Source organism: Idiomarina sp. A28L, from assembly GCF_000218785.1.
Taxonomy (GTDB): domain Bacteria; phylum Pseudomonadota; class Gammaproteobacteria; order Enterobacterales; family Alteromonadaceae; genus Aliidiomarina.
In genome coordinates, this window is sequence record NZ_AFPO01000007.1 from 243,625 (window position 1) to 266,734 (window position 23,110).

At 45.8% G+C, this 23,110-nt stretch carries 20 protein-coding genes; 11 read left to right on the forward strand and 9 right to left on the reverse strand.

Going from position 1 to position 23,110, the window contains the following annotated elements; all coding sequences use genetic code 11:
* Nucleotides 1-36 precede the first annotated feature (36 nt).
* Both A28LD_RS02950 and A28LD_RS02955 read right to left on the reverse strand, forming a co-directional pair.
* Entirely contained in the window at nt 37-1,707 is a 1,671-nt protein-coding gene (locus tag A28LD_RS02950) for a M28 family metallopeptidase (protein WP_007419575.1), read from the reverse strand.
* A 210-nt stretch (nt 1,708-1,917) separates the two neighbouring features.
* The gene (locus A28LD_RS02955) at nt 1,918-2,316 is read right to left on the reverse strand and encodes a DUF4168 domain-containing protein (protein ID WP_007419576.1); all 399 of its coding nucleotides are present in this window, start codon (nt 2,314-2,316) and stop codon (nt 1,918-1,920) included.
* A gap of 315 nt (nt 2,317-2,631) precedes the next feature.
* Here A28LD_RS02955 and A28LD_RS02960 point away from each other — a divergent pair, with 315 nt between their 5' ends.
* Both A28LD_RS02960 and A28LD_RS02965 read left to right on the forward strand, forming a co-directional pair.
* Nucleotides 2,632-4,167 (forward strand): ATP-binding protein, encoded by a 1,536-nt coding sequence (locus A28LD_RS02960; protein WP_007419577.1) that lies wholly within the window; start codon nt 2,632-2,634, stop codon nt 4,165-4,167.
* A gap of 2 nt (nt 4,168-4,169) precedes the next feature.
* Nucleotides 4,170-5,549, forward strand: coding sequence for a sigma-54-dependent transcriptional regulator (locus tag A28LD_RS02965; RefSeq protein ID WP_007419578.1), 1,380 nt, complete (start codon nt 4,170-4,172; stop codon nt 5,547-5,549).
* A gap of 62 nt (nt 5,550-5,611) precedes the next feature.
* On the opposite strand, the gene A28LD_RS02970 is transcribed toward A28LD_RS02965, so the two are convergent.
* From A28LD_RS02970 to A28LD_RS02980, 3 genes are read right to left on the reverse strand one after another with little or no spacing between them, the layout of a single operon-like run.
* Nucleotides 5,612-7,699, reverse strand: coding sequence for a TonB-dependent receptor family protein (locus A28LD_RS02970; protein ID WP_007419579.1), 2,088 nt, complete (start codon nt 7,697-7,699; stop codon nt 5,612-5,614).
* An 8-nt stretch (nt 7,700-7,707) separates the two neighbouring features.
* A complete protein-coding gene (locus A28LD_RS02975; protein WP_007419580.1) occupies nt 7,708-8,850 on the reverse strand; it encodes a PQQ-dependent sugar dehydrogenase in 1,143 nt (380 codons plus the stop codon).
* A 36-nt stretch (nt 8,851-8,886) separates the two neighbouring features.
* Nucleotides 8,887-9,801, reverse strand: a complete 915-nt coding sequence (locus A28LD_RS02980; protein ID WP_007419581.1) for a hydrogen peroxide-inducible genes activator — start codon at nt 9,799-9,801, stop codon at nt 8,887-8,889.
* A gap of 210 nt (nt 9,802-10,011) precedes the next feature.
* On the opposite strand from A28LD_RS02980, the gene A28LD_RS02985 reads away from it, so the two are divergent.
* Entirely contained in the window at nt 10,012-10,560 is a 549-nt protein-coding gene (locus A28LD_RS02985; protein WP_007419582.1) for a peroxiredoxin, read from the forward strand.
* Between the two features lie 85 nt (nt 10,561-10,645).
* Nucleotides 10,646-11,173: a carboxymuconolactone decarboxylase family protein gene (locus A28LD_RS02990; protein ID WP_007419583.1), complete on the forward strand. Its 528-nt coding sequence runs from the start codon at nt 10,646-10,648 to the stop codon at nt 11,171-11,173.
* A gap of 155 nt (nt 11,174-11,328) precedes the next feature.
* On the opposite strand, the gene A28LD_RS02995 is transcribed toward A28LD_RS02990, so the two are convergent.
* The 3 genes from A28LD_RS02995 to A28LD_RS03005 are packed head-to-tail and all read right to left on the reverse strand — an operon-like array spanning nt 11,329 to nt 13,688.
* On the reverse strand, nt 11,329-12,012 hold the full coding sequence (locus A28LD_RS02995; RefSeq protein ID WP_007419584.1) for a hypothetical protein: 684 nt from the start codon (nt 12,010-12,012) through the stop codon (nt 11,329-11,331).
* The gene (locus A28LD_RS03000; protein ID WP_007419585.1) at nt 12,009-12,761 is read right to left on the reverse strand and encodes a hypothetical protein; all 753 of its coding nucleotides are present in this window, start codon (nt 12,759-12,761) and stop codon (nt 12,009-12,011) included. The genes A28LD_RS02995 and A28LD_RS03000 overlap by 4 nt, the downstream gene beginning before the upstream one ends.
* Before the next feature lie 36 nt (nt 12,762-12,797).
* Nucleotides 12,798-13,688, reverse strand: coding sequence for a DUF368 domain-containing protein (locus A28LD_RS03005; protein WP_007419586.1), 891 nt, complete (start codon nt 13,686-13,688; stop codon nt 12,798-12,800).
* A 141-nt stretch (nt 13,689-13,829) separates the two neighbouring features.
* Between A28LD_RS03005 and A28LD_RS03010 the strand changes: the two genes are divergently transcribed.
* The 7 genes from A28LD_RS03010 (at nt 13,830) to A28LD_RS03040 (ending at nt 22,132) form a co-directional block, all read left to right on the forward strand.
* A complete protein-coding gene (locus tag A28LD_RS03010) occupies nt 13,830-14,627 on the forward strand; it encodes an undecaprenyl-diphosphate phosphatase (protein ID WP_007419587.1) in 798 nt (265 codons plus the stop codon).
* A gap of 20 nt (nt 14,628-14,647) precedes the next feature.
* Nucleotides 14,648-15,682, forward strand: coding sequence for an FAD:protein FMN transferase (locus tag A28LD_RS03015; RefSeq protein WP_007419588.1), 1,035 nt, complete (start codon nt 14,648-14,650; stop codon nt 15,680-15,682).
* A gap of 427 nt (nt 15,683-16,109) precedes the next feature.
* Nucleotides 16,110-17,465, forward strand: coding sequence for a magnesium transporter (mgtE, locus tag A28LD_RS03020; protein ID WP_007419589.1), 1,356 nt, complete (start codon nt 16,110-16,112; stop codon nt 17,463-17,465).
* Between the two features lie 81 nt (nt 17,466-17,546).
* Nucleotides 17,547-19,037, forward strand: coding sequence for a cytochrome c oxidase accessory protein CcoG (gene ccoG / locus A28LD_RS03025; RefSeq protein WP_083824766.1), 1,491 nt, complete (start codon nt 17,547-17,549; stop codon nt 19,035-19,037).
* A gap of 27 nt (nt 19,038-19,064) precedes the next feature.
* A complete protein-coding gene (locus tag A28LD_RS03030) occupies nt 19,065-20,048 on the forward strand; it encodes a serine/threonine protein kinase (protein WP_007419591.1) in 984 nt (327 codons plus the stop codon).
* Nucleotides 20,049-20,092: 44 nt separating this feature from the next.
* Entirely contained in the window at nt 20,093-20,713 is a 621-nt protein-coding gene (locus A28LD_RS03035) for a DsbA family protein (RefSeq protein ID WP_007419592.1), read from the forward strand.
* 48 nt (nt 20,714-20,761) lie between these two features.
* The gene (locus A28LD_RS03040; protein ID WP_007419593.1) at nt 20,762-22,132 is read left to right on the forward strand and encodes a mechanosensitive ion channel family protein; all 1,371 of its coding nucleotides are present in this window, start codon (nt 20,762-20,764) and stop codon (nt 22,130-22,132) included.
* A gap of 51 nt (nt 22,133-22,183) precedes the next feature.
* On the opposite strand, the gene A28LD_RS03045 is transcribed toward A28LD_RS03040, so the two are convergent.
* Nucleotides 22,184-23,083, reverse strand: coding sequence for an acyltransferase (locus A28LD_RS03045; RefSeq protein WP_007419594.1), 900 nt, complete (start codon nt 23,081-23,083; stop codon nt 22,184-22,186).
* Between the last annotated feature and the right edge of the window lie 27 nt (nt 23,084-23,110).

The following is a 23,110-nucleotide window of genomic DNA, read 5'->3' on the forward strand; positions in this document are numbered from 1 at the left end:
GAGCTGCCCCGGCTTATGCATCAAATTACGAATTTATTAGTTACGTTGCGCTTCGCTTTCTAAACGCACTGCCTCAAATTCGTTGCCTTCAGCCCACTGTGGCCATACGCGGCTGTTTGCCAGTTCGTTACCAACCCGGAAAAACACCCACATATCTTGGTGAATACCGCGTAAATCCCACTCTGGGTTAAATTTATCTGCTACTTTGTGGTAACGATTCGCTAAGAAATCGCTGGCTTCACGTTGGCCGTATTCAGGGCCTTCGAAGAAGTGATCAACACCACCTTTCGCATACATAACCGGCACGCCTTGCTTGGCTAAACTAAAGTGATCTGAGCGATAGAAAATGCCTGCTTCAGGGTTCGCTTCTGGCGCCAAATAACGGTTCTGTGCAATTACATGGGGCTCAGCAAAATTTTGCATATTGGAGTTGTTCCAACCCACAACAACAAAATCTTTTACTGGGCCGTGCGCATAGAGCATATCGATATTAATGCCGGCTACGGTTTTTTCTAGTGGTAGCAATGGGTTTTCGCCATACCAAGCCGAGCCCAATAGGCCGCGTTCCTCTGCGCCTACAAAAGCAAATACAATTGAGCGCTCGGGTGTTTCACCGGCTGCGAACTTCTCAGCCATGGCAAGTAAACCTGCGGTACCTGTGGCGTTATCTTGCGCGCCGTTAAATATTTCACCGCTGATTGGGTCAACACCCATGTGATCCCAGTGCGCCATATAAATAATATGCTCTTCTGGGTATTTGCTACCTTCAATCATGCCCACAATGTTGTAGGTATCGAGATCAGAGAACTCGTTTTCTACAATCATAGAAAGTTCGGTATTCAACGATACTGGAGCAAAATCGCTGCTCAGTGCCAACTCATGAGCTTCTGATAAGCTCATGCCGGCATTGGCAAATAATTTTTCTGCTGCATCGGCGTTTACCCAACCTTCGAGTTTTGCGCGGTGCATGTTGCGGTTTTCAGTTTTCATGGTGAAGCGAACTGGCGAACCACCAGCGATAACGCCCCAGCCATAACCTGCTGGGCCATCTTCATGAATAACAATAGCGCCGGTAGCACCTTGGCGTGCTGCTTCTTCGAATTTGTATGTCCAACGGCCGTAATATGTCATGGCGTTGCCATTAAATACGGCTGGATCTTGCGTGGCATAACCTGGGTCGTTTACAAACATCACCACGGTTTTACCTTCAACATCGAGGCCTTCATAATCATTCCAGCCGAACTCTGGCGCTACAATGCCGTAACCCACGAATACCATTTCGCTGTTCTCAACGCTTACGGAATCAACTACGCGGTTGGTCCAGCCCATCATTTCAGTACGATATTCGAGGCTGCTTTCTTCACCATTGTGGCTTAACGCCATATCCGTTACTCGGCTCGGAGCAATGCGTACAAGTGGTACAGCTTGGGTGTAATCACTGTTGGTTAGCGATTTAACACCTAAATCACGGAAGATATCGGTAATGTATTCAATAGTGAGTTCTTCACCGCGGGTGCCTGGCGCGCGGCCCTCAAACTCATCTGATGAAATCGTTTCTAAATGCGTGCGGTAGGTATCGGTAAAATGGCTATCAACTAAGCCATCGGCATCAGTTTGCGGTGGGTAAGGTTGTGTATCAGTTTCTGGAGCTGGTGCGCAAGCGGTTACCAACAACAAAGCCGATGCACACAGAGTTAAATGGCGCATGAATAATTCCTCTTTTATTGTGTAGCTTATATTTGTAGCACAATAATAGCGCACTTAGAGAAAAATTGAGAGTGGCAATTGGGGGAGTGAAAAGCACAAAAAAGAGGCTGCAGAGCAGCCCCTTCTACTTTAGCTTGCGCTTTCGTGCGGATGAACACGATTCGTTAGTTCAGCGCTCGCTTTGTAGTCACTTTCTTTGTAAGCATAAGCTTAGTAAGCATTGCGGTCGTCATCTTCCCGCATCTCTTCAACTTTACGCTGAATTTCTGGATCGTTCTGGAGGCGATACGCCATAGCGTTGTATTCTTCTACCGTAAGGCCTGAACCTTCAACCGATTCTACCATCTCACGCTGAGCATTCATTTGTAGCTCTTGCGCTTCTTCCTGTGTTTCCACTTCTTCAAGCGCTTCTACAAATTCATTATTGATACGCTCAATGTGATCAATAGCCACAACAAACATTTCTAACTGCTCATCGGTGATAGGCTGGCTAGCCATCTCTTCCATTTGCTGCTGTGCATATGCTTGTGCATCTTGATCTTGCGCAACTGCTGGCATTGAAAACATGGCTGCTGCTAAGGCTGAAAGTGCAAATGTGCGTTTTAACATAGTGTCCTCCTTCAAGAACTCTTTGGTTTAAAATGTTGTCACTTAGATATAAAGCGAAAACCGTGCCAACTTTTGTTAATGGCTCATAAGGTCATGATTTTAATCTAATAAATAATTAAGATAGAGGGCAAGCTCAACCATGCAGGTGTCAACGAAGCAATAAAAGTGTATATTAATGTCACATGTGACACCTTTGGTTGTGCCAAAAATGACACTTTCGGCCTAGTTTGTGGGTAGTAGTGCATTAAATACGAACTTTGTGAATAGTATTGCTCTGATTAAAAGGTAAACGTAGATCTCAAAAAAGGTGAGTAAATGACAAACTCTAAAGCACCGGCGATATGGCGATTATCAGGAATTCAGCGGGCCTTGCTGATTTATGTTGTGGTGCCGATTCTGGTGATTGTAGGCTTCGGTATTGGCATTGGCCTTGATCGTATAAACGTGCAGGAGCAAGAACGGTTAAAAGATGATTTAGAGCTTCTTGGCCGAGCTATAAGAGTGCCTGTGGGTGAGGCTTTAGCCGCAAACGATGAAGCCGCGGTGCAACGAGCGTTAGATTCAGTATTCGAAATTGGCCGGATTTACGGTGCTTCGGTTTTTGATGTGAATGGTAATCGAATCGCGGTGGCGGGCATTGCTGAGCGAGATTTATCGCGTAGCCGAGTTGCGCAAGAGTTGGTGATGACCGGGGAACAACAAGAGCGGGTTCGGCAGATTTCTGGAGTGCGAATGTTCTCGCATTTCTTACCGGTATTTGATGATTTACGCCAAGCTAACGGTTTTATTCAAATTAACCGCCAAGCTAGCGATTTCGATGCCACCTTTGCGCGGTTAAGCGCATGGGCTTGGGGAATATGGGTAGCCATGGCATTACTTACCCTTACCATTGTTATTTTTGGCCATTACCGCGGGGTTGGCCGTTATGTAAACGTACTTACCCAGAGCATGCACAGAGTAGAGGCAGGTGAACGTGATTACCGAGCGCCTGAAAATGGCCCGGGTGAGCTAGCGGATATTGCGCATGGCTTAAATAGTATGCTCGATAGTATGCAGCGTGGTGAAGTGGAGCTTGAGGCTCACCGCCAGCATGAGCAAGAAATGGAACGCAAGCTGCAGTATCAAGAGAAAATGGCGGCAATTGGTGGTGTGGCCTCTGGGGTGGCGCATGAACTTGGTGCACCACTTACCATTATTGATGGCCGGGCACGGCGATTACTAAAAAATAGCAATGATGCCGAATCTGAGCGCCAGCTAACCGCAATTCGTGGCCAAGTGGCAAGGCTCACACGCATTGTGCAGCAGCTCCTTAATTACTGCCGGCCAGCAGCCGAGCAGGAAACTCTCATTTTACCTGTGGCGATTACCAAGTTGTTGCCAGAGATTATCGATAATGTGCGCCATGAACAGCCAGAAAATGGGCCTGAGTTTATTGTTGCAGCTACGCCTGTTCCGGCAGAGCTCGAACTAATAGCCGATGAAGCACGGTTGGAACTGGCGTTGGTAAATCTGGTGCGTAATGCTGCACAAGTAGCGAAAAAGCAGGTGCAGCTTGGCAATGAAGTAGTTCAAAAGCCAGCGCTGGAAGGCAGTGATGAAATTAGCCACTGGCTGCAACTAGATGTGCTTGATGATGGCCCGGGGTTAACACAAGGCACTACAACCGAAGAATTGGTTACGCCTTTTTTCACCACAAAAGGGCAAGGCGAAGGTACCGGGCTGGGCCTCGCTATTGTGGATAATGTGGTGCGTGAACATCGAGGCTCGTTGGTGATAGAAAACCGAACTGATATTGCAAGCGGTTGCCGAGTGCGCATTCAATTACCATTACAATTAGTAGATAAGGATTAACTATGGCGCGCGAGCGAATATACGTTGTGGAAGACGACCCTGGCCTTGCCGAACTATTGGTAGAGGAGCTCGATAGCGAGGGCTTTAGTGTGCGCCACGCCGAATCGGTAGAAGCTGCTTGGCCGGAAATTGAGAGCTGGCAACCGGCGTTGGTGATTAGTGATTTGCGCTTACCCGGTGCCGATGGCATGTCGTTGATTCCGAAGATTAAGGCCATGCCAGATGCGCCAGCGATGCTACTAATTACTGCGTTTGGTACGGTAAACCAAGCGGTAGCTGCATTGAAACAAGGAGCGGATGATTTTCTTACTAAGCCGTTGGATATGGAATATCTTCTGCATACCGTAACGAAACTTTTAAAACATCGGCGCCTTACTTCAGTGGTGGCGGCGATTCGTACTAATAAGGCCGTAGAAACCTACCATGGCATGCTGGGCAAAAGCCGCGTAATGCGGGTGCTTTATCAGCAAATTGAGCAAGTGGCGAACGCCGATACGCCGGTACTTATTCTAGGCGAAAGCGGTACCGGTAAAGAGCTAGTGGCGCGGGCCATTCATACCGAAAGTGAGCGCCGTAAAGCCCCTTTTATTGCCGTTAATTGCGCGGGTATTCCTTCTGAGTTAATGGAATCTGAATTTTTTGGCCATGCAGCCGGTGCTTTTACCGGTGCGCAAAAGGCTCGTTCTGGTTTATTGAAAGAAGCTCAGGGCGGTACTCTATTACTTGATGAAATTGGCGAAATGCCCTTGGAGTTGCAGGCTAAGTTGCTGAGGGTATTGCAAGAAGGAACCATGCGGCCCGTGGGCACCGATCAAGAAGTTACGGTTGATGTACGAATTATTGCGGCTACGCATCGAGATTTAGAGGCGCGGGTGCAAGCAGGTTCATTCCGTGAAGATTTATTTTATCGTTTAGAAACACTGGCGCTTTCGGTGCCGGCTTTGCGTGAGCGTGGTGATGATCGTGAGCTGTTGGCGCAGAATTTCTTAGCAGAACTCACGGCTGAGAGCGAGCAACAACCGGTGTTTAGCCCACAAGCAATGGATTGTTTGTACCAATATCCGTTTCCGGGCAATGTGCGTGAACTGCACAATGCAGTGGAGCGCGCGGTAACGTTTTGTAATGGCGAAGTAATTGAACGCAGCCATTTGCCAGAGCGGGTGCAGAACAATTTAGCCGCTTCGGTGGCGGAATTAAGTAGTGATTCTAAATCATCAAACGATTCGGAAGCAGCAGCGCCGGAATTGAAACCGCTAAGTGAGGTACAACAAGATTATGTGCAATATGTACTGCGTGAAACTGGCGGCAACAAACGCAAAGCGGCAGAAATTTTGGGCGTTACGCGCCGCACGCTATACCGGTGGTTAGCCGAGGAAGCCTAAATGTAGGCTTCCTCCGGCCTCTCTAAAATATGCGTGCGGCTCGTTTTAAAACTCAAAGTGCGCTAATAACTAAGGGTGATACCAGCCATCCAAATACGGCCTGGAGCCGGTTCAAACGAGCGGCCGTTGCCTTGGTTTACTACTACCGAACCCACGTGCGCTTTATCAGCGATGTTTTCAATACGGAACCATGGTTGTAGTAACCAAGAGCCGTAATTAACTTCGCCTCTTATTGCGAAATCCCATAGGGCATAACTTGGGGCAAAGCTATCGTTGGCATCGCTGGTAGCAACGCGTGAACGGAAACGCTGTGTGAGCATTAATTGTAAACGTTGATCGCCATGCGGGCGCCATTCCAATTGTTGAAATACATTACTGCGGGCTAACCCAGGTAAGCGTTTGCCGCTAGCGTTATCACCAGGTATCTGGCCATAGCGTGCATTTAACCAAGTGTAACTGGCTTGCCAAGAGGCATTGGGGTGGAAATCCCAATGGCCACCTAGCTCAAAACCTTCGCGTTCGGTTTCCGCTGCATTACGATAAGTAGTGCGGCCATCGTTGTTCTGGTCCACTACCAAATCGTTTCGGCTATCGATCACAAACAAGCTGCTTTGTAAGCGTAGATTTTGTTGTTGCAGCTTAAGGCCTATTTCATGTTGACGAATGCGGGCTGAGCGCAAATCTGTATTCAACCCAGAGCCCTCGTTTCGGTATGCCATTTCGGTAAGTGTAGGGGTTTCAAAACCTTCCCCACTAGCCACAAAAACACTTAGTTCTGAGGTTAATTGATAGTTCAGGCCACTACTCCAAGCGTTTTCACGGTAATCTACCGCGCCACTATCATCGGGATTGCCCGGAACAATAAAGCGATCATCAACGGTGAAATCTATTTGGCTGGTGCGCACACCAGCAACCCAAACCCAACGCTCAGCAAATTGCCAATCGCTAATGATCGAAAAATCAGTGCTTTCTACACGGCCCGTTTCATCGCGGCGTAAATCACCACGGTTACCAAAATCATTTACAAAGCCTAAGCGTTCATCTTTTTGGTATTCGTGATCTACGGCAACGGTGAGTTGCCAAGGAGTTGCAACAAGGGGGTTAACGCTAGCGCTGGCATTTACACCAGTGAAACTGCGCTGCAAATCAATGACAGCGCCAGAGGCGGTAATTGCTGAACCAGGAAACCCTAAATATTGTTCAATATCGCGTTGGCCATTCCACACTGAAGCTTGCCAGTTTAGGCGCTGATCGCTTGCAAGCTGGCGCAAGGTGATCGATTGCTGTTGGTGGCGAATAGTTTTTCGTGTATTAAAAGTAAGCGCTTGGCTGGCGGTTTGCGTTGGATCTTCGCGCCATTGCGCTGGGCTTAACGCCGATGGATCTTGCAACAGCGGTGCGTTGTTATCATCGATACGAACAATCATTTCTATCGTATCAGTAATATCGCGATACCAGCGTAATGCCCACTGATCACGCTCAACATTCCCTTGCTCTCTATCACCATCGGTACGAAAGCGAGCGTAATCGGCACTAATGCTTTGTTGATCATCTACATACACACCCCGCAGATGCTGGCGCTCACGGTTAGCACTGCCGGCACTTAGATTCGCCGAAACATAGCTTTGCCATGGGCGCTCGCTTTGTAGATCAATAACACCACCGGCCGAATTACCATGAATAGCTGCGAGCGGGCCACGAAGTACTTCTACTGAACGCGGTTCATCTAGCAAAATGCTCGATGTTTGCGCTTGGCCATCGGGCATTGAGAGCGGAATACCATCGAGGCGTAAGCGCACACCACGCACACCAAAGGCAGCGCGAGCACCAAAACCACGTAAAGTAATGCGGGTATCTTGGGCGAAATTAAAGCGCGTATCTACCTGTAAGCCAGCAATACCTTCGAGCAACTCCGCCGCATCGGTACGCATACCAGGAGCTTGTTGGCTGATATCTACTCGCTCAACTGATGCGGGGGTGGAAAGCCACGGCCGCGCTGAACGAGTAGCGGTGATCACAATGCGCTCTTCCACTTCAACATTGGTATCTTCTTCGGCTTCTTGGGCCAATACTGCGGCGCCTAACGGAGCATTGAAAAAAAAGCCCGCGAGGATCGCGAGCTTTGTATATTTACTACAAGTTAACAACATGAAAAACCTTATTTAGCTGGGCGTAAACGTAAGATTTTGGCGTTATCGCGTTCATCAGTAAGTAGGTAAATATAGCCATCTGGCCCTACGCGTACTTCCCGAATGCGGTAATCCATTTTCATTACTTCTTGGTGAATAACTCGATCACCATCTACTTCTAACCGGGCTACTTGTTGGCCGCGTAAGCCGCCAGCCAAGATATTACCCTGCCATGCTGGAAACTTATCGCCGGAATAGAAGTTCATGCCCGATACGGCAATAGAAGGTGTCCAATGCCAAACTGGCTGCTCCATGCCTTCATTTTTGAAACCAACGGCCTCAGCTAATTCACCGCCGCCATATTGCTCACCGTGGGTGATTACTGGCCAGCCATAGTTTTTACCGGGCTCTGGCGAATTTACTTCATCACCACCTTGTGGGCCATGCTCAACCGACCAAAGCTTATTAGTACCCGGTTGTAAATCGATACCTTGAATGTTGCGGTGGCCATACGAATAAATTTCTGGCAATGCGCCTTCATGATTCACGTAAGGGTTATCACTTGGCACTGAGCCATCTGGGTGAATACGAATTAACGTACCTGTATGGCTATCAAGTTCTTGTGATTGCTGCATTTGATGGCCGCGATCACCCAAACCAACAAACAAGTGTTCGCCATCGGCACTAAATACCATGCGGCCACCGTAATGTCGGCCACCATCTACTTTCGGGTAACCACTAAACACACGGGTAAAATCGTGCAATGCACCATCTTCTAAGCGAGCATGAGCAACCGCTGTACTGGTTACATTGCTACCTGCACTTTCTGGTTCTGACCAGCTAATATAAATGCGTTTTGATTCAGCATAATCAGGTGCCAAGGTAACATCGAGCAGCCCGCCTTGGTTGCGCACACGAACTTCGGGTAGGCCGGTGATAGGCTGGCCTAATGTGCCATCGGCTTCAACGATACGTAGGCGGCCTGGTAGCTCACTTACTAACATGCGGCCTTCACCAATAAAGGCGATACCCCACGGGCGCTCTAATCCTTCGGCTACGGTTTCTATTTCAACATCAACCCAGCGGGTTTTAATTGGTTCGGCGTTGGCCGTGGTGATACCTGCACTGCCAAGTGCGATAATTGCGGCGATACTTACACTCGATAATTTCATCTGCGGTAATCTCCTGCATTTAAATACTCATAAGTATTATTTTAAAGTGGATTCAGGTAATAACTCAGCCAGCGTTTCTGCAAGTTTGCGGAACGTTTGCCTGCGGCTGGTGGTGGGCCTAAACACTAACCCAATTTCACGATAGGCTTCACCATCACTTGGATCCGTTATGATTAAATCTGTGCCATCTAAAATGCCTGCGTTTATCGCTAATTGCGGCACAAAAGTGGCGCCATTTAAAGATTCAGCCATTTGAATCAAACTGTGCAAGCTAGAAGCAGTAAATGGATTAATTTTTTCTTTGTTACCAAGCCTGCAGGCAGTAACTGCATGCCCGCTCATGCAATGCTCTTTTTCTAGTAAAAAAATGCTTTTGTTAGGTAATTTATCATAGGCTACAGGGCTTCCTGCCGCCACTGAGAGGCTCGGTGAAAGCGCCATCTTGAAATGATCTTTACCTACAGTCCATTGTTGATTGCCTTGTAAATCAATAGGTAATGCAAGAATAAGTACATCAAGCTCGCCATCGCGCAAAAGGTTCATTAACTGCTGTGTAGTATCTTCACGAATTAATAGCTCTAGTTTTGGATACTGCTGTTGCAGAGATTTGCTAAGAATACCGAGTAAGAATGGGCCAATAGTAGGTATGCAACCAATTCGCAGCGGGCCTTCCATTACGTTGCCTTGGCTTTGTGCGTAATTTGTTAACTCTTCCGTGTACGTAAGAATTAACCGTGCCCGATCAACTATTTCTTCACCCATGGCAGTAAACAAAAACGATTTATGATCACGTTCTATTAACTGGCAACCAAGTTGATCTTCTAGATTTTGAATACCGCTACTCAGCGTAGATTGGCTCACAAAACAGGCTTGTGCGGCGCGATTAAAGTTCTGATGCTGATGTAGCGCCAGCAAATAGCTTAAGTTTTTCAAGCTGGGAAGTTTGCTCATTCAATCCTCGTTACTTGTTTGGTCATCTTATCCAATCATCTTATTCGATTATATTAATAGCTTTTATTCGCTTTAATCAATAGTAGCACGCCGCTACCATACAGCTCGAATTTAACGGCACTCGCGTTTAAAAGCATTCTTTGAAAGCCTTTCATTTTGCTTTTGGTATGCTTCGAAGCGCGGGAACAAACTTAGTATTTAGGAGAAGTAATGTTAACAATCGGCGATAAATTACCTGAGTTTTCAGTAGTAGCAGCTAAGCCTGGCTTCAATATGCCAGAAGAAAACGGCGAAAGCGCGTTTGAAACTATCACGCAAGATAGCTTCGAAGGTAAATGGAAAGTAATTTTCTTCTACCCTAAAGATTTCACGTTTGTATGCCCAACTGAAATCGTTGAGTTTGCAAAATTAAACGATGAATTTGCGGATCGTGATGCAGTTGTTCTTGGTGGCAGTACCGACAATGAATTCGTGAAATTAGCATGGCGCCGTGAGCATCCAGATCTAAACGGTTTGAACCAATACTCATTTGCTGATACTTCAGGCCAGTTGGTAGATGGCTTAGGTGTACGCGATAAAACTGGAAGCGTAGCGCTTCGTGCAACTTTCATTGTAGATCCACACAATGTAATTCAACACGTTTCTGTAAACGCATTGAACGTTGGCCGCAACCCAAATGAAATCGTACGTATTTTAGACGGTTTGCAAACTGACGAATTGTGCCCATGTAACCGTCCATTAGGTGGCGATACTTTATAAGCCGAAAGCTTATGGCACATTAAGTATTTGAAGGGCAGCAATGGCGCTGCCCTTTTCTTAGCAGATAATGGGTATGAGAGGCATTATGAGTATTGCAGATTATAAACAGTTGCTTGGCGATCACGGTAAAGATACTAAGTTAAACTTATCAAACTTATTTAGTAACGTTGATTCTTCAGGCTTAACTGCAGACCAGTTTTACGGCACTGCGCTTTCTCTAGTTTATAGCATGGAAGAGAAAGAACTTATTGCAGCGGTAGAAGCTGAAGCTGAAGGAAAGGTAGAAGCGAACGTATTTAGTGCGGCAAAATTAGCAGCTACGTTGATGTCGATGAACAACATTTATTATCGCTTTTTGCACCTTTGTTCAGATAGCCAATTTTCAAAACTTCCGGCAGGCCTGCGCATGAACGGCATGGCGAACCCGGGCGTAGATAAAGCTGATTTTGAGCTCTATTCGTTAGCAGTTTCAGCGTTGAACGGTTGCGGAATGTGTATTGATTCGCACGTAGGTGTATTGCTCAAGCACAACATTTCGGCGCAAGCGATTCAAACCTCGATTAAATTAGCGGCAGTATTGAACGCAGCGAAAACTGCGCGTGCACTATCTTAAAAAAAGCTGAGTGTTTTTTCAGCGAGTGTCATAAATCTGACACCTCAGGGAGCTAATATCTCTCCTAGTTTCCCTGGGGTTTAAGTGAACCACGGTTGTTCCCCCATAAAACCGTACCTTTGGCCCGCCATCCCCATGGCGGGCTTTTTTTATTCCTAATCTTGCCACACCAGCACAATGCGTTGTTCTTCTCCAGAGCCCACCAAGTGCAAGCTGCTAGCGCCAAAGTGGCTTTCGCCCTGCTCCATCATCACTCGGTTTAATCGCATAAGTTCAGCAATCGGCTGAGTTTCCTTATCGATACTGAGTTGGCAGCCATAACTGCTGCATGCCTCAACCTGAATGCCTAAACCACGCGCATGTTCGCTGGCGATCAAGAAATCGCGGAGTGCGAGTTCTGTATCTGGGCGAGGTTCACTGGTTTCGAACTCGGTAATATCGGTGTGATTGATAATGCGTATGCTCTCTGCAAACGCCTGTATAGCCTGATCTCTGCGCATTTCTTCGAGTGTGAGGTTAGTTTCGTTGCTTTCATTTAATTCGTTTATTTCAGATTTAACGCGGGCAATGTTGGCGTTGAGTTCGGCAATTTGCTGCTGATTATCATCTTGCGCATACGCGTTTTCTGTTCGGTTGAACGTTGCAGTATCAATTTTATCTACCGATGCGTTACTTTGATGAAAGCTCTCACTCGCCGCTGATTCAGCGGCTAAAGCGCTTGGTTCAAGCGTATAGTTCAAAGCAACGGGTGATTCGCTCACTTTACTGAAATAGCTCCAAGCAAAAAGTAAGCCCGCGATGATTGGAATAAAGATAATATGGATGAGTGTTTTATTCATTTTTTGCGCCCAACCGATAATTTAATTAATCGCGTGGAGGGCGAAAACCGTATGCTGATACTCAAGGTAGGGTGATTACGTAATCGCTCGTTAGATTCTAGGAAAAACTCGGACTGCATTTTTGCATATACGTCCTCTGGTAGATCAGTAAAACTTGCATCACAACTGCTACTGGTGCAGGTGAAGTTATCAAAATACTCTTGAAATTCTGATTCGTCATAACCGAGCCGAGCATAAAACGCATCGAAAAATTCCTGTTCTTCGATAAATTGCCAATCATCAGGGCGAATCGCAAAAGATTCCTGAAGTGGGATTACGCCCATAGCAAACTTCAGTAATGCCGAATCTAGTTCAGGCGTTTTTTCCTCTTTCGGTATGGCGTTCAACCAATCGAGTTGGCGTTGCACATTTTCCATAGGTTCAAGGTCATTGGGCGATGTATTGCGCGCGAGGCGATCGCGCTCATCCAGTAAGGCTTCATATTCTTCTGTAAGCGCTTGTAGTTGCGCCGCGGCTTCTTCATCGGTTAACCGCGTGCTTGCCTGTACGGTTTCACTCGCGGTGTTCGTGGATGAAGGCGCTATGTTGGCGGTTGCAGTGGGTGCAACTTGCTGAGTTTGATATGTACCCACTTGCCAGCGGTTATACACACCAATCAGTAATAGAGTGCTCACACATAGGTATATGAACAGAATTTGGCGCTTGCTGAGGCCTTTATCACGAGGCCCAGTTTCAGTGTTTGGCTGCATACAAATCCTTTTGCGCTCGCGTTTGGTGCGAGCTATTTATTGAGTAGGCTCTGTTCCATTTTTAAACAATTTTTCCAGTTGAAGCAAGCCTCGAATTACCAAGGCACCGATAATAAACGCTAGAACAGCATAACCGAGTTGGCTGGAACCAAAATTTTCACTGTAGGCCGTAGGGCTTACCAATTGATTCTCAATTTGCCACGGCCAAATTCGAAAAAGCGCACCCAGTACAATGCCTGATAGTAATGCTAGCATGGCATCATGAGCGCGCTTTAACGCAAAGGTGAGCACCCGCGCGAAAATCATTAAGCCGGTAACGCAGCCCAACGCAAAGAGAATGAGCACACCGAACTGCAATCCACTTACGGCCGTTGTCATGGGCGCGTACATACCCATAATCAATAACAAAAAGCTGCCTGAGATGCCGGGCAAAATCATGGCGCAAATGGCGATAAAGCCGGCAATGAAGAACAACCATGCTGATGGGTTTGTTTGCATTGGCGTTAAGGTGGTAATTAGCATGGCAAATACTGCCCCGAGAACAAACAGTATGCCGCGCAACACGTTCCATTGGATATTGCGAACGAGTAGGGGCAGCGAAGCGATGATCAAACCATTAAAAAAGGCCCATAGCGGCACCGGATGAAATTCGAGTAGGTATACAATAAGGTTCGCAAGGCTGAAAATGGCGAACAGAATGCCGCCAAATAAACAGAGCAAAAATGCGCCATCGATATGCTGCCAAAGCGCTTTGATTTGCCCTCGGAACAACAGGCGAATTGCGGCTACGTTGAACGACGTAAGTGCTTTTAAAAGCCGTTCGTAAATACCTAAAATGAAAGCTAAGGTGCCACCAGAAACACCAGGAACAATATCTGCGGTGCCCATGGCAAGGCCTTTAATCACCCACTGTACATAGTTTTTCATTATTACTTTCTTCCACTGAAACTTTATTTAAGAAGTGTACCTGATTGGTGATTGAGTGTCTTTCTCTGCTACAATCGCGGCTGAATTTTAATGTGTTTTATCAGTGTTTAGCAAAACAGCCTTTATTGAAACGGAATCAGCATGGATTACATCACCGCTTTTTGGCTTGCATTAGTGCAGGGAATTACTGAGTTCTTACCGGTTTCAAGCCAAGCGCATTTAGTGCTGGCGGGGCAATGGTTGGGTGATATTTACCAAGGCCTAGAGTTTGATGTCATTCTGCATGCTGGATCGTTAGTGGCAGTAGTGGCTTATTTTCGCAAAGAAGTGTTTTCGATGGGCCGAGATTGGTGTGGCGCATTAGTAGGCGGCGAGAAAACCAAAGATTCAAAACTGGCGTGGTGGGTGATCATCGGTACAATTCCTGCTGGGATATTGGGCATTTTGCTCAAAGATGCTGCCGAGGTGATATTACGCAGCGAAGTGGTAATGGGCTTTGCACTGATCGTTTTTGGCCTACTCTTAGGCCTCGCCGATTGGAAAGGCCGTGGTAGCCGCGATGAATATTCGTTGGGGCTAAAAGATGTATTAATTATTGGTTTTGCTCAAGCGCTGGCGCTTATTCCGGGTACGTCACGTTCCGGTATCACCATGACAGCGGCTCTGTTTTTAGGCTTGAACCGCGAATCAGCCGCTCGTTTCTCTTTTTTACTCTCAATTCCGATTATTGCGGCTGCAGGTTTGCTGCTTACACTCGATCTTGTGCAGAATGGCACCAGTATGGGATGGGATGTTTTATTGGTGGGTTTCGTGGTTGCAGTGATTAGCACCTATGCTTGTATTCATTATTTCTTAGCCTTTATTAAACGAATTGGTATGCAACCGTTTGTGATTTATCGGATTGCACTCGGCGGCCTACTTTTATGGTATTTCTTGTAACTAATTTTGGAGCGATTGCTATGTTGAAAAAGTTATCATTGATTCTGGTTGTTCTCTTTTTAGCAAGCTGCGCCCGAAATTCAGAGCCGCAGCCAGAAGTGTTAGAAGGGCGCATTTTTGGTACTTTTTTTGAAGTAAGCATTGGCACTCAGCACCAATTTGAACGAACAGAGATCGAAGCTGGGGTGATGGATATTTTGAATGAGATTGATCGTCAGATGTCTACCTATCGCCAAGATTCGGTATTAATTGCGGTAAATAATGCGCCGTTAGGTGAGCCTGTGACTGTGCCTGATGAGCTCTTTTACGTGCTGGCATTAGGTTACGATATTGCGGAAGTTTCTTCTGGTGCGTTTGATTACACCATTGGTGGGTTAGTAAATTTGTGGGGATTTGGCCCAGAAGCAAGCATTACCAAAGCACCTTCAGAAGCTGAACTGCAGCAGCGTTTACAAGAGGTTGGTTATCAAAACGTAGTACTCGATGCAGAAAGTAAAACGGTAACTCGCTTAACCGATGTATTTATCGATCTCTCTGGCATTGCCAAAGGTTATGCGGTTGATGAAGTGAGTGATTACTTACATGCTATGGGGCTATCGAACCATTTAATTAATATTGGTGGTGATTTGATTGCTCAAGGTAAGCGCAGCGAGAATAGAGAATGGCGTATTGGTATTGAAGCGCCAAACGATAGCATGCAAGTAGTTCGGCATATTTTGCCATTACACGATATAGCTATGTTGGGCTCTGGTGATTATCGTAACTATTTTGAGCACGAAGGTGTGCGTTATTCCCATACAATTAATCCAATTAATGGTCGGCCAATTACTCACAAACTCGCCGCAGTGAATGTACTGGGCACTAACGCTGCTGAGGCAGATGCATTGGCTACCGTGTTGCTGGTGTTAGGTGAGGAGCTCGGGTTAACGTTCGCTAATCAGCATGATATTGCCGCCTTGTTCATATATCGTGATGGTGAAGAATTTAACAGTGTGATGTCGGAGCGTTTTCTGAGCGAACACGCTGACAACATGGAAATACCAACAGTTCATTAAGGCGAGTTGCTAGGATAACGGTTGTTAGAATTAGTAAATGAGCTTATAAGTTCTTGGATTTCGTTTATTTTTTCACCGTGGGGTTGACCAATCGTCAGCCCTTTTCTAAAATTACTGCGTTAATTGTAGCGCGGAGAGAGTAAATCTTGGATAGTTCACGACGAATATGCCGTTCAGGTACGTTGAAGTCCCAGTCGCTCTGATTCAGTGTTACTGCGACTTTGCCGAGCTTGAGCGCTTAAGGTAGAGTTGCAGCCCATCCCCTGCTAAAAATAGCAGAACCTGCACAACCACCCCAATCCGTGTGTTCTTTTGAGGATACTCTCAACGGCGATGTACGCTGGAAGAGGAGTTTGCCCATGAATCAAAGTTTATTGTTGCTGCACATTTGCGGATTACGTGGGCTCATGACCAAGGAGATATTGGCATGACATACGAAGGTTATGAACATTTAATTGATTTGGTTGCACAAGGTGATGAGCAAGCGTTGAGTGCTGCGTTGGCTGAAATTCCAGCGGCTGACGTTGCCGAATATATTGATCAAAACTTTGAAGTGTATAGCACGCTGGCATTACTCGATAAAATGCCAAGCGAGCAGCAAGCCGAAGTTTTTGGGTATTTACGCCCGAACAACCAAGAAGATTTAGCAAGCCACATGGAAGTAGGCGTGTTAGCGCAGTTATTCCGGGATATGTCGTCGGATGAACGGGCCGATGTGTACGCTTTGCTCGATGTAAAACTGCAAGATGCGGTAATGCGCCGCTTAGCAAAGAAAGAACGCGAAGATTTGTTGCGCTTAGCGAGCTATGAAGAAGGCACCGTAGGCTCGGTAATGACTTCAGATTACGCGGTAATTCCAGTTTCTGGCACGGTTGATGATGCACTGAAGCGTTTACGCCAGAGCGCTCCAGAAAAAGAAACGATTTATCAAACTTACGTGGTAGATCGTGAACATAAGTTGCAAGGTGTGGTATCACTGCGCCAGCTGATTACTATGGCGCCGAGTGAAAAAATTGAAGATATCATGACCCGTGATGTTGTGGTGTTGCGCCCAGAAATGCCGCAATCGGAAGCCGCGCGGATTATCAGCCGCTACGATTTAATCGCTATTCCAGTGGTTTCAGATGACGATGTGTTGATTGGTATGGTTACCTTCGATGACGCGATGGACGTTGTTGAGGAAGAAGATACCGATACCATGCACAAATCAGCAACGGTTGGTAAATTAGAAGGCGGTATTAAAGATGCTAGCCCATTTCTTATTTATCGGAGCCGAATTAACTGGTTGGTGTTGTTAGTATTCGCTAACATTTTCTCTGGTATGGGCATGATTTACTTCGAAGATCTGATTGCTACCAACATTGCGTTGCTATTCTTCTTGCCGTTGCTTATCGCTTCGGGCGGTAACACCGGAGCGCAGGCGGCTACGCTTATCGTGCGGGGTATGGCCACCAACGATGTAGAGAAAAAAGATTGGCTGTATATGTTGGGTAAGGAATTAATCGTTTCGGTGGGGCTTGGCGTTACTATGGCCGTTGCCATTTCAACGGTGGCGTTTTTCCGAGTTGATCCGGTGATTATTCCTATTGTTGCACTCAGCATGATTAGTATTGTGTTGGTGGGTAGCTTTGTGGGTATTTTATTACCGTTTTTGCTCAAGCGTTTGGGTTGGGACCCGGCGGTTGCAAGTGCTCCTCTTGTAACCACGATTGCGGATGCCGGCGGTGTGCTTATCTACTTTGGCATTGCGGCAACCTTTTTAACCATGAGTGCACCCGTGTAAACCTTGATCCAGATCAGCGAAATCCCCTGATATTTATGGGGAATGGGCGTATAATTTGCCCACTCCCCTTGGTTTCATTAAATGGCAGGATATATCGTGGTTGATCAACCTTTTGAAAACTCAAAACGATCAGATAGTAGCCAAGCCCAAGCGCAGCCTATAACCGTGCAACCGGCACCGCCGAGAAAGAATGTTTCAATTCAAAAGCCTGATTCTAGTTCAGGTGGTAAAAAGCCAGGAAAAAATCATATTTACGTGCGTGAAACTGAGGGTAAGGTAGAAACTACTCGGCGCGTTCTTGGTTTTGTGCTTATGGCGCTTTTTGCTGCTTTACCATGGCTTACCTGGAATGGTGAGCAAGCGATTTTATTCAATATTATTGACCAACGATTCCGCATTTTTGGCATGACGCTGTGGCCACAAGATCTCACGATTCTGGCATGGATTTTTATGATTTCTGCCTTCGCTCTCTTCCTCGTTACTACTTTATTTGGCCGTGTTTGGTGCGGTTTCACCTGCCCGCAAACCACATGGACGTTCATTTTCATGTGGTTTGAGAGGAAGATTGAAGGTAGCCGACATCAGCGTATGAAACTTGATGAGCGCAAAATGGACGCCGATAAATTTTGGCGTAAGTTTGCTAAGCATGCGGCATGGATTATTGTAGCGCTGCTCACAGCGATGACATTTGTGGGCTACTTCACCGATATTCGCACCCTGTTTACTGATTTTTGGTTTTTACAATCAAGCGCTTGGGCTACGGGTAGCGTGCTGTTTTTTACTTTCGCTACGTATGGTAATGCCGGCTGGATGCGAGAAATCATGTGCACGCACATGTGCCCTTATGCGCGTTTTCAAGCCGCGATGTTTGATAAAGATACGTATATCGTAGCCTATGATGTGGAACGCGGGGAGCCTCGTGGCCCGCGGAAACGAAAAGTAGATCCGGCCACCATTGGTAAAGGTGATTGCATTGATTGTAACCTTTGCGTGCAGGTATGCCCTACCGGAATCGATATTCGTAATGGCCTGCAATATGAGTGTATTAATTGTGGTGCCTGTATAGATGCCTGCGATGATGTAATGGAGAAGATGGGGTATCCGAAGAAACTTATTAGCTTCACTACTCAAAGCCGCTTAGAGGGTGGGGAAACCAAGGTATTCCGCTTTAAGAGTGTAGGCTATGGATTGGCATTATTAGCGCTTACAGCATTGTTGGTAGCTGATATTCTGCTGCGGGTTCCACTTGAGTTTGATGTTATTCGTGATCGCAATACGTTATATCGAGAGAACCAAGAAGGTTGGATAGAAAATGTATATACCTTGCGGGTGATTAATAAAACTCAAGAAGTTCAAACGTATCGAGTAAATGTTCAGGGTATTGAAGATATGCAGTTACAAGGCATTACTGAAATTCAGCTCGCGCCGGAAATGACAGAGACAATACCTGTTACTATAGCGGTAGACCCTTATTTCTTAGAGCAACCGTTAGTTGAAATTAACTTCACGATTGAAGCTATTGATGATGGGCGGATTCGTAAAACAGTAAAAACGAACTTTATCTATCAATAACAATTCACCCACACTGCTGGAGTGCCTTTGGCTGCTTTTAGTTTTCAAGATTTAACGCCTGATTTTATTCTCGATGCGATAGAGGCCACTGGCCTCTATCCTACTTCTGGCTTATTGGCTTTGAATAGCTATGAGAACCGGGTTTATCAATTTATTGCCGAAGATGGTAAGCGCTATGTGGTGAAATTTTATCGCCCGAATCGCTGGAGTGATGAACAAATACAAGAAGAGCATGATTTTACTTTTGCTTTGTATGATGCCGAGATTCCGGTGGTATGCCCGCTAAAGATGCCCACCAGCTTGCTGCATTATAAAGGTTATCGCTTTGCATTATTTCCAAGCATCGGTGGCCGAGCGTTAGAGCCTGAGCAGCTTGATCAATTAGAGAACTTAGGCCGCCACTTGGGCCGTTTACATATGGTTGGCAAAGCGAAGCCGTTTGCACACCGGCCGGTGTTAATTGATTTAGAGCTGCTGAATAAGCATCAAGAGCGCTTACTCACCTGCTCATTATTACCTGATTCGTTGCGAGAATCGTTCGCGGCGATTATTAAGCCTGTAGTGAAACGTTTGCAACAAGTTCCGTGGCATGAGCATGAGCAAATTAGGCTGCATGGCGATTGCCATATTGGTAACTTACTTTGGCGCCCAGATGGCCTTACCTTGGTAGATTTTGATGATTGCCGGCAAGGCCCAGCTATTCAAGATTTATGGATGATGCTTTCGGGCGAGCGTATGGAGCAACAAATTCAACTGGAAACGCTGATTGAAGGGTATGAAGAGTTTGCGGAATTTAACCTTGCACAACTTCGCTTAATTGAACCTTTACGCGCATTTCGAATCATTCAATACATGGCATGGCTTGCTGAACGTTGGAGTGACCCAGCTTTTGAACGTAGTTTTAGTTGGTTTGCTGAGCCTCGTTATTGGGAACAGCAAATATTAGCGCTGAAAGAGCAGTTGGCCGCGTTCGATGATGAACCGTTACGCTTGCAGCCAGGTTTTAACTAACGGCATAATGGCCGTAATATTTCGATATTTCACAGGAAAATATAATGAAAAATTTAGCAGTAGCATTATTTGCCCTTGTATTGGTAGCCCTAGCACCAGCTCAGGCGCAGAATTTTGAAGAAGGTGTGCATTATCGTGTGGTGGGTGATACGGCCAGCCGTAACCCAGAAATTATTGATTTCTTTTCTTTTTATTGTAACGGCTGTTACCAGTACGCACCGTTCAGCGATATGTTAAAAGCCGAATTTGGCGATGCTTTTCAAAAATATCACGTGAACTTGGTTGTTCCGAATGCCGCAATTCGCGATAACATTCAGGCAATTTGGGCTACAGCGATTATGTTGGGTGTTGATGAGCAATTTAAAGAGCGTATGTTCCAGAAGCACTTTGTACGCAATAACTTTACCAATAGCGTAGCTGAAGCAAAGCAAGTAATGCTTGATTTAGGTGTTGAAGAACAAATGTATGATCGCGCATTTGCTAGTATGCAGGTACGTGGTTTAAGTAATCGTATGAGCTCATTGCAGCGCCAATTTGCCATTAGCCGTACACCAACCTACATTGTGAATCGTAAGTATGAAATGTTGCCAGGTGGCTTTAATAACTCGGCGAACTTTTTCGAAGATTACTTGAAGCTTGCGCGTTACCTAATGGAAAAAGGGTAACCAGCACTTTTATGTACTTAAGCGAAGCTTAGTACCGGAGTTATTTGCATGGAAGAAATGATCGCCTTATATAATCAGGGCCTTGCTTGGCTTGAACAGTATCCGCAGCTCAATTTAGCTGCGGGCTTGTTTGTGCTTTTCATTATTGCTTGGTTGAGCAACGCGGTAGTAAAACGGCTCTTGGTTAGTGGCTTGATGCGTGCTTTGCGAGCAACCCCTTTAGGGCAAGATGATACGCTCTCCAACTCAACAGTTATTGCCCGGCTTGCGAATGTAATTCCGGCATTGGTGCTTTCAGCGGGTATTGTTCTGGTACCTGGAATTCCCGAAATCGTAGTTGCGATAGTACAAAACGTTGCGAATGCCTTTGTAATACTTACCGTAGCATTGGCGATAAATGGTGCGTTAACGCTAATTAACACGATTTATGAGCGGCGCCCCGATTCGCACATGAAGCCTATTAAAGGCTACATCCAAGTTATCAAAATTGTTATCTATGTTATTTCAGCAATTCTGATTATTGCTACGTTAATTGATCGCTCGCCAGTAATTTTACTTTCAGGTATTGGTGCAATGGCGGCGGTAGTTATCTTGGTATTTCAAGATACGCTGCTTTCGCTTGTTGCTAGCATGCAAATCTCATCTAACGATATTGTTCGTGTGGGTGATTGGGTAGAAATGCCTACCCTGAATGCCGATGGAGATGTAATTGATATCGCCCTGCATACGGTGAAAGTGCAGAACTGGGATAAAACCATTACAACTATTCCTACTCGCCGTTTTATTACCGATTCGTTTAAGAATTGGCGTGGTATGCAGGAATCGGGTGGCCGGCGCATAATGCGAAACATTTTACTGGATCAGCAAAGCGTAGGCTTTTTAAGCTCAGAAGAAAAAGAGCGCCTGAGCCGCTTCCGTTTATTACGCGATTACTTGCCGGAGAAACAAAAAGAAATTGATGAGTGGAATCAATCTTTAAAAGATGAAGGTAAAGAGCCGGCGAATACTCGGCGAATTACTAATATCGGAACATTCCGCGCATATGTGCTGAACTATTTGAAGAGCCATCAGGGAATTCATCAAAAAATGACCATGATGGTACGCCAGCTTTCGCCAAGCTCAGATGGTTTGCCTTTGCAGGTGTATGCCTTCACCAATACAACTGAATGGGTGAAATACGAAGGGATTCAATCGGATTTATTCGATCACTTGCTTTCTATCTTGCCAGAGTTTGGCTTGCGGGTTTATCAGCATCCAAGTGGCGTAGATTTGCGTTCATTGCGTGATTTTGGTGTAAAAGATTCAGAGAAAAAAGATGAATCTAAGGAAACCTCGTTGGGAGAAGAGGTTCCTAAAAATCAAACCGCGGATCATGAAGAAGCAAGAATCGAAAAAGAAGAGAAAACCAACAAAGATTAATTAAGTTAACGTAGAAATCCAGCTATCGTTTACCGATGGCTGGATTTTTTATTAGCGGTTTAAAACTTCCTCAATACGTTTATCTTTCAGTTCCCAGCGGCTGTTCAGCCAGCCTTGAAAGTGATCGCGAAACTCTGGATCGTTAAAGTAATCGCCGCGTAAATCATCGGTTACCGGAATACGATCAATATATACATAAACACTCTGCAAGCGGCCAGCGAGTAAATCGAGCACTATCGATTTATCAGTTTGCCGATCTGGGTACACTAAAGTGATATCAAGAATTTCTTGGAATTGGTTACCCATGGCTTGTAGCGTAAATGATGTGCCCCCGGCTTTAGGGGTAAGCAAATGCTTATACGGGCTGCCTTTTTGCTTATGTTTTATTGGCGTGAAACGAGTGCCTTCGCAGAAATTAATAACGGTAGTAGGTATGTGCCGAAATTTCTCACACTTCTCACGCGTTGTTTCAATATCTTTGCCTTTCAACTCTGGGTTTTTCGCGATTTGCTCTTTGCTGTAACGCTTCATGAAAGGCATATCGAGAACCCAACAGCCCATACCAATAACGGGAACCCACAAGAGCTGATGTTTTAAAAAGAAACGTGGCATGGGTAGATTTTTTCGTGAAAGGTGCATGAGCGCAACAATATCAACCCAGCTTTGATGGTTACATAAAATCATAAACCAACCATCACGATCATCGGGAATATCACCTTCAATGTACCATTTCACTGGGTAACTAATACGGAACATGGCGGAAACTGAATAAGCCCAACCGCGAAATGCAGCATTCGCTATGCGTGAAACAAAGCGCTGAATGGCAGGAATGGGAAGAATAAATTTAATAATACCTAATAAAATGATGGTGATGCCGATCACTGTAGTAGCTAAAGCTCCCCAAAGGAAGTTCACTAAAATTCGAAATGGAGCTGGTAAAAAGCGCAGCATAATCAAGCGTTCCCTGTTTATTCTTAT

Bases quoted from the DNA above. Each gene is read 5' to 3' on its own strand.
- A28LD_RS02985 (WP_007419582.1), top strand. From the start codon at position 10,012: ATGTTAACAATCGGCGATAAATTACCTGAGTTTTCAGTAGTAGCAGCT.
- ccoG (WP_083824766.1), top strand. From the start codon at position 17,547: ATGGCAGGATATATCGTGGTTGATCAACCTTTTGAAAACTCAAAACGA.
- A28LD_RS03005 (WP_007419586.1), bottom strand. From the start codon at position 13,688: ATGAAAAACTATGTACAGTGGGTGATTAAAGGCCTTGCCATGGGCACC.
- A28LD_RS02975 (WP_007419580.1), bottom strand. From the start codon at position 8,850: ATGAAATTATCGAGTGTAAGTATCGCCGCAATTATCGCACTTGGCAGT.
- A28LD_RS02970 (WP_007419579.1), bottom strand. From the start codon at position 7,699: ATGTTGTTAACTTGTAGTAAATATACAAAGCTCGCGATCCTCGCGGGC.
- A28LD_RS02980 (WP_007419581.1), bottom strand. From the start codon at position 9,801: ATGAGCAAACTTCCCAGCTTGAAAAACTTAAGCTATTTGCTGGCGCTA.
- A28LD_RS02960 (WP_007419577.1), top strand. From the start codon at position 2,632: ATGACAAACTCTAAAGCACCGGCGATATGGCGATTATCAGGAATTCAG.
- A28LD_RS03035 (WP_007419592.1), top strand. From the start codon at position 20,093: ATGAAAAATTTAGCAGTAGCATTATTTGCCCTTGTATTGGTAGCCCTA.
- A28LD_RS02955 (WP_007419576.1), bottom strand. From the start codon at position 2,316: ATGTTAAAACGCACATTTGCACTTTCAGCCTTAGCAGCAGCCATGTTT.
- A28LD_RS02950 (WP_007419575.1), bottom strand. From the start codon at position 1,707: ATGCGCCATTTAACTCTGTGTGCATCGGCTTTGTTGTTGGTAACCGCT.
- A28LD_RS03045 (WP_007419594.1), bottom strand. From the start codon at position 23,083: ATGCTGCGCTTTTTACCAGCTCCATTTCGAATTTTAGTGAACTTCCTT.
- A28LD_RS03040 (WP_007419593.1), top strand. From the start codon at position 20,762: ATGGAAGAAATGATCGCCTTATATAATCAGGGCCTTGCTTGGCTTGAA.
- A28LD_RS02965 (WP_007419578.1), top strand. From the start codon at position 4,170: ATGGCGCGCGAGCGAATATACGTTGTGGAAGACGACCCTGGCCTTGCC.
- A28LD_RS03000 (WP_007419585.1), bottom strand. From the start codon at position 12,761: ATGCAGCCAAACACTGAAACTGGGCCTCGTGATAAAGGCCTCAGCAAG.
- A28LD_RS02995 (WP_007419584.1), bottom strand. From the start codon at position 12,012: ATGAATAAAACACTCATCCATATTATCTTTATTCCAATCATCGCGGGC.
- A28LD_RS02990 (WP_007419583.1), top strand. From the start codon at position 10,646: ATGAGTATTGCAGATTATAAACAGTTGCTTGGCGATCACGGTAAAGAT.
- A28LD_RS03015 (WP_007419588.1), top strand. From the start codon at position 14,648: ATGTTGAAAAAGTTATCATTGATTCTGGTTGTTCTCTTTTTAGCAAGC.
- A28LD_RS03010 (WP_007419587.1), top strand. From the start codon at position 13,830: ATGGATTACATCACCGCTTTTTGGCTTGCATTAGTGCAGGGAATTACT.
- mgtE (WP_007419589.1), top strand. From the start codon at position 16,110: ATGACATACGAAGGTTATGAACATTTAATTGATTTGGTTGCACAAGGT.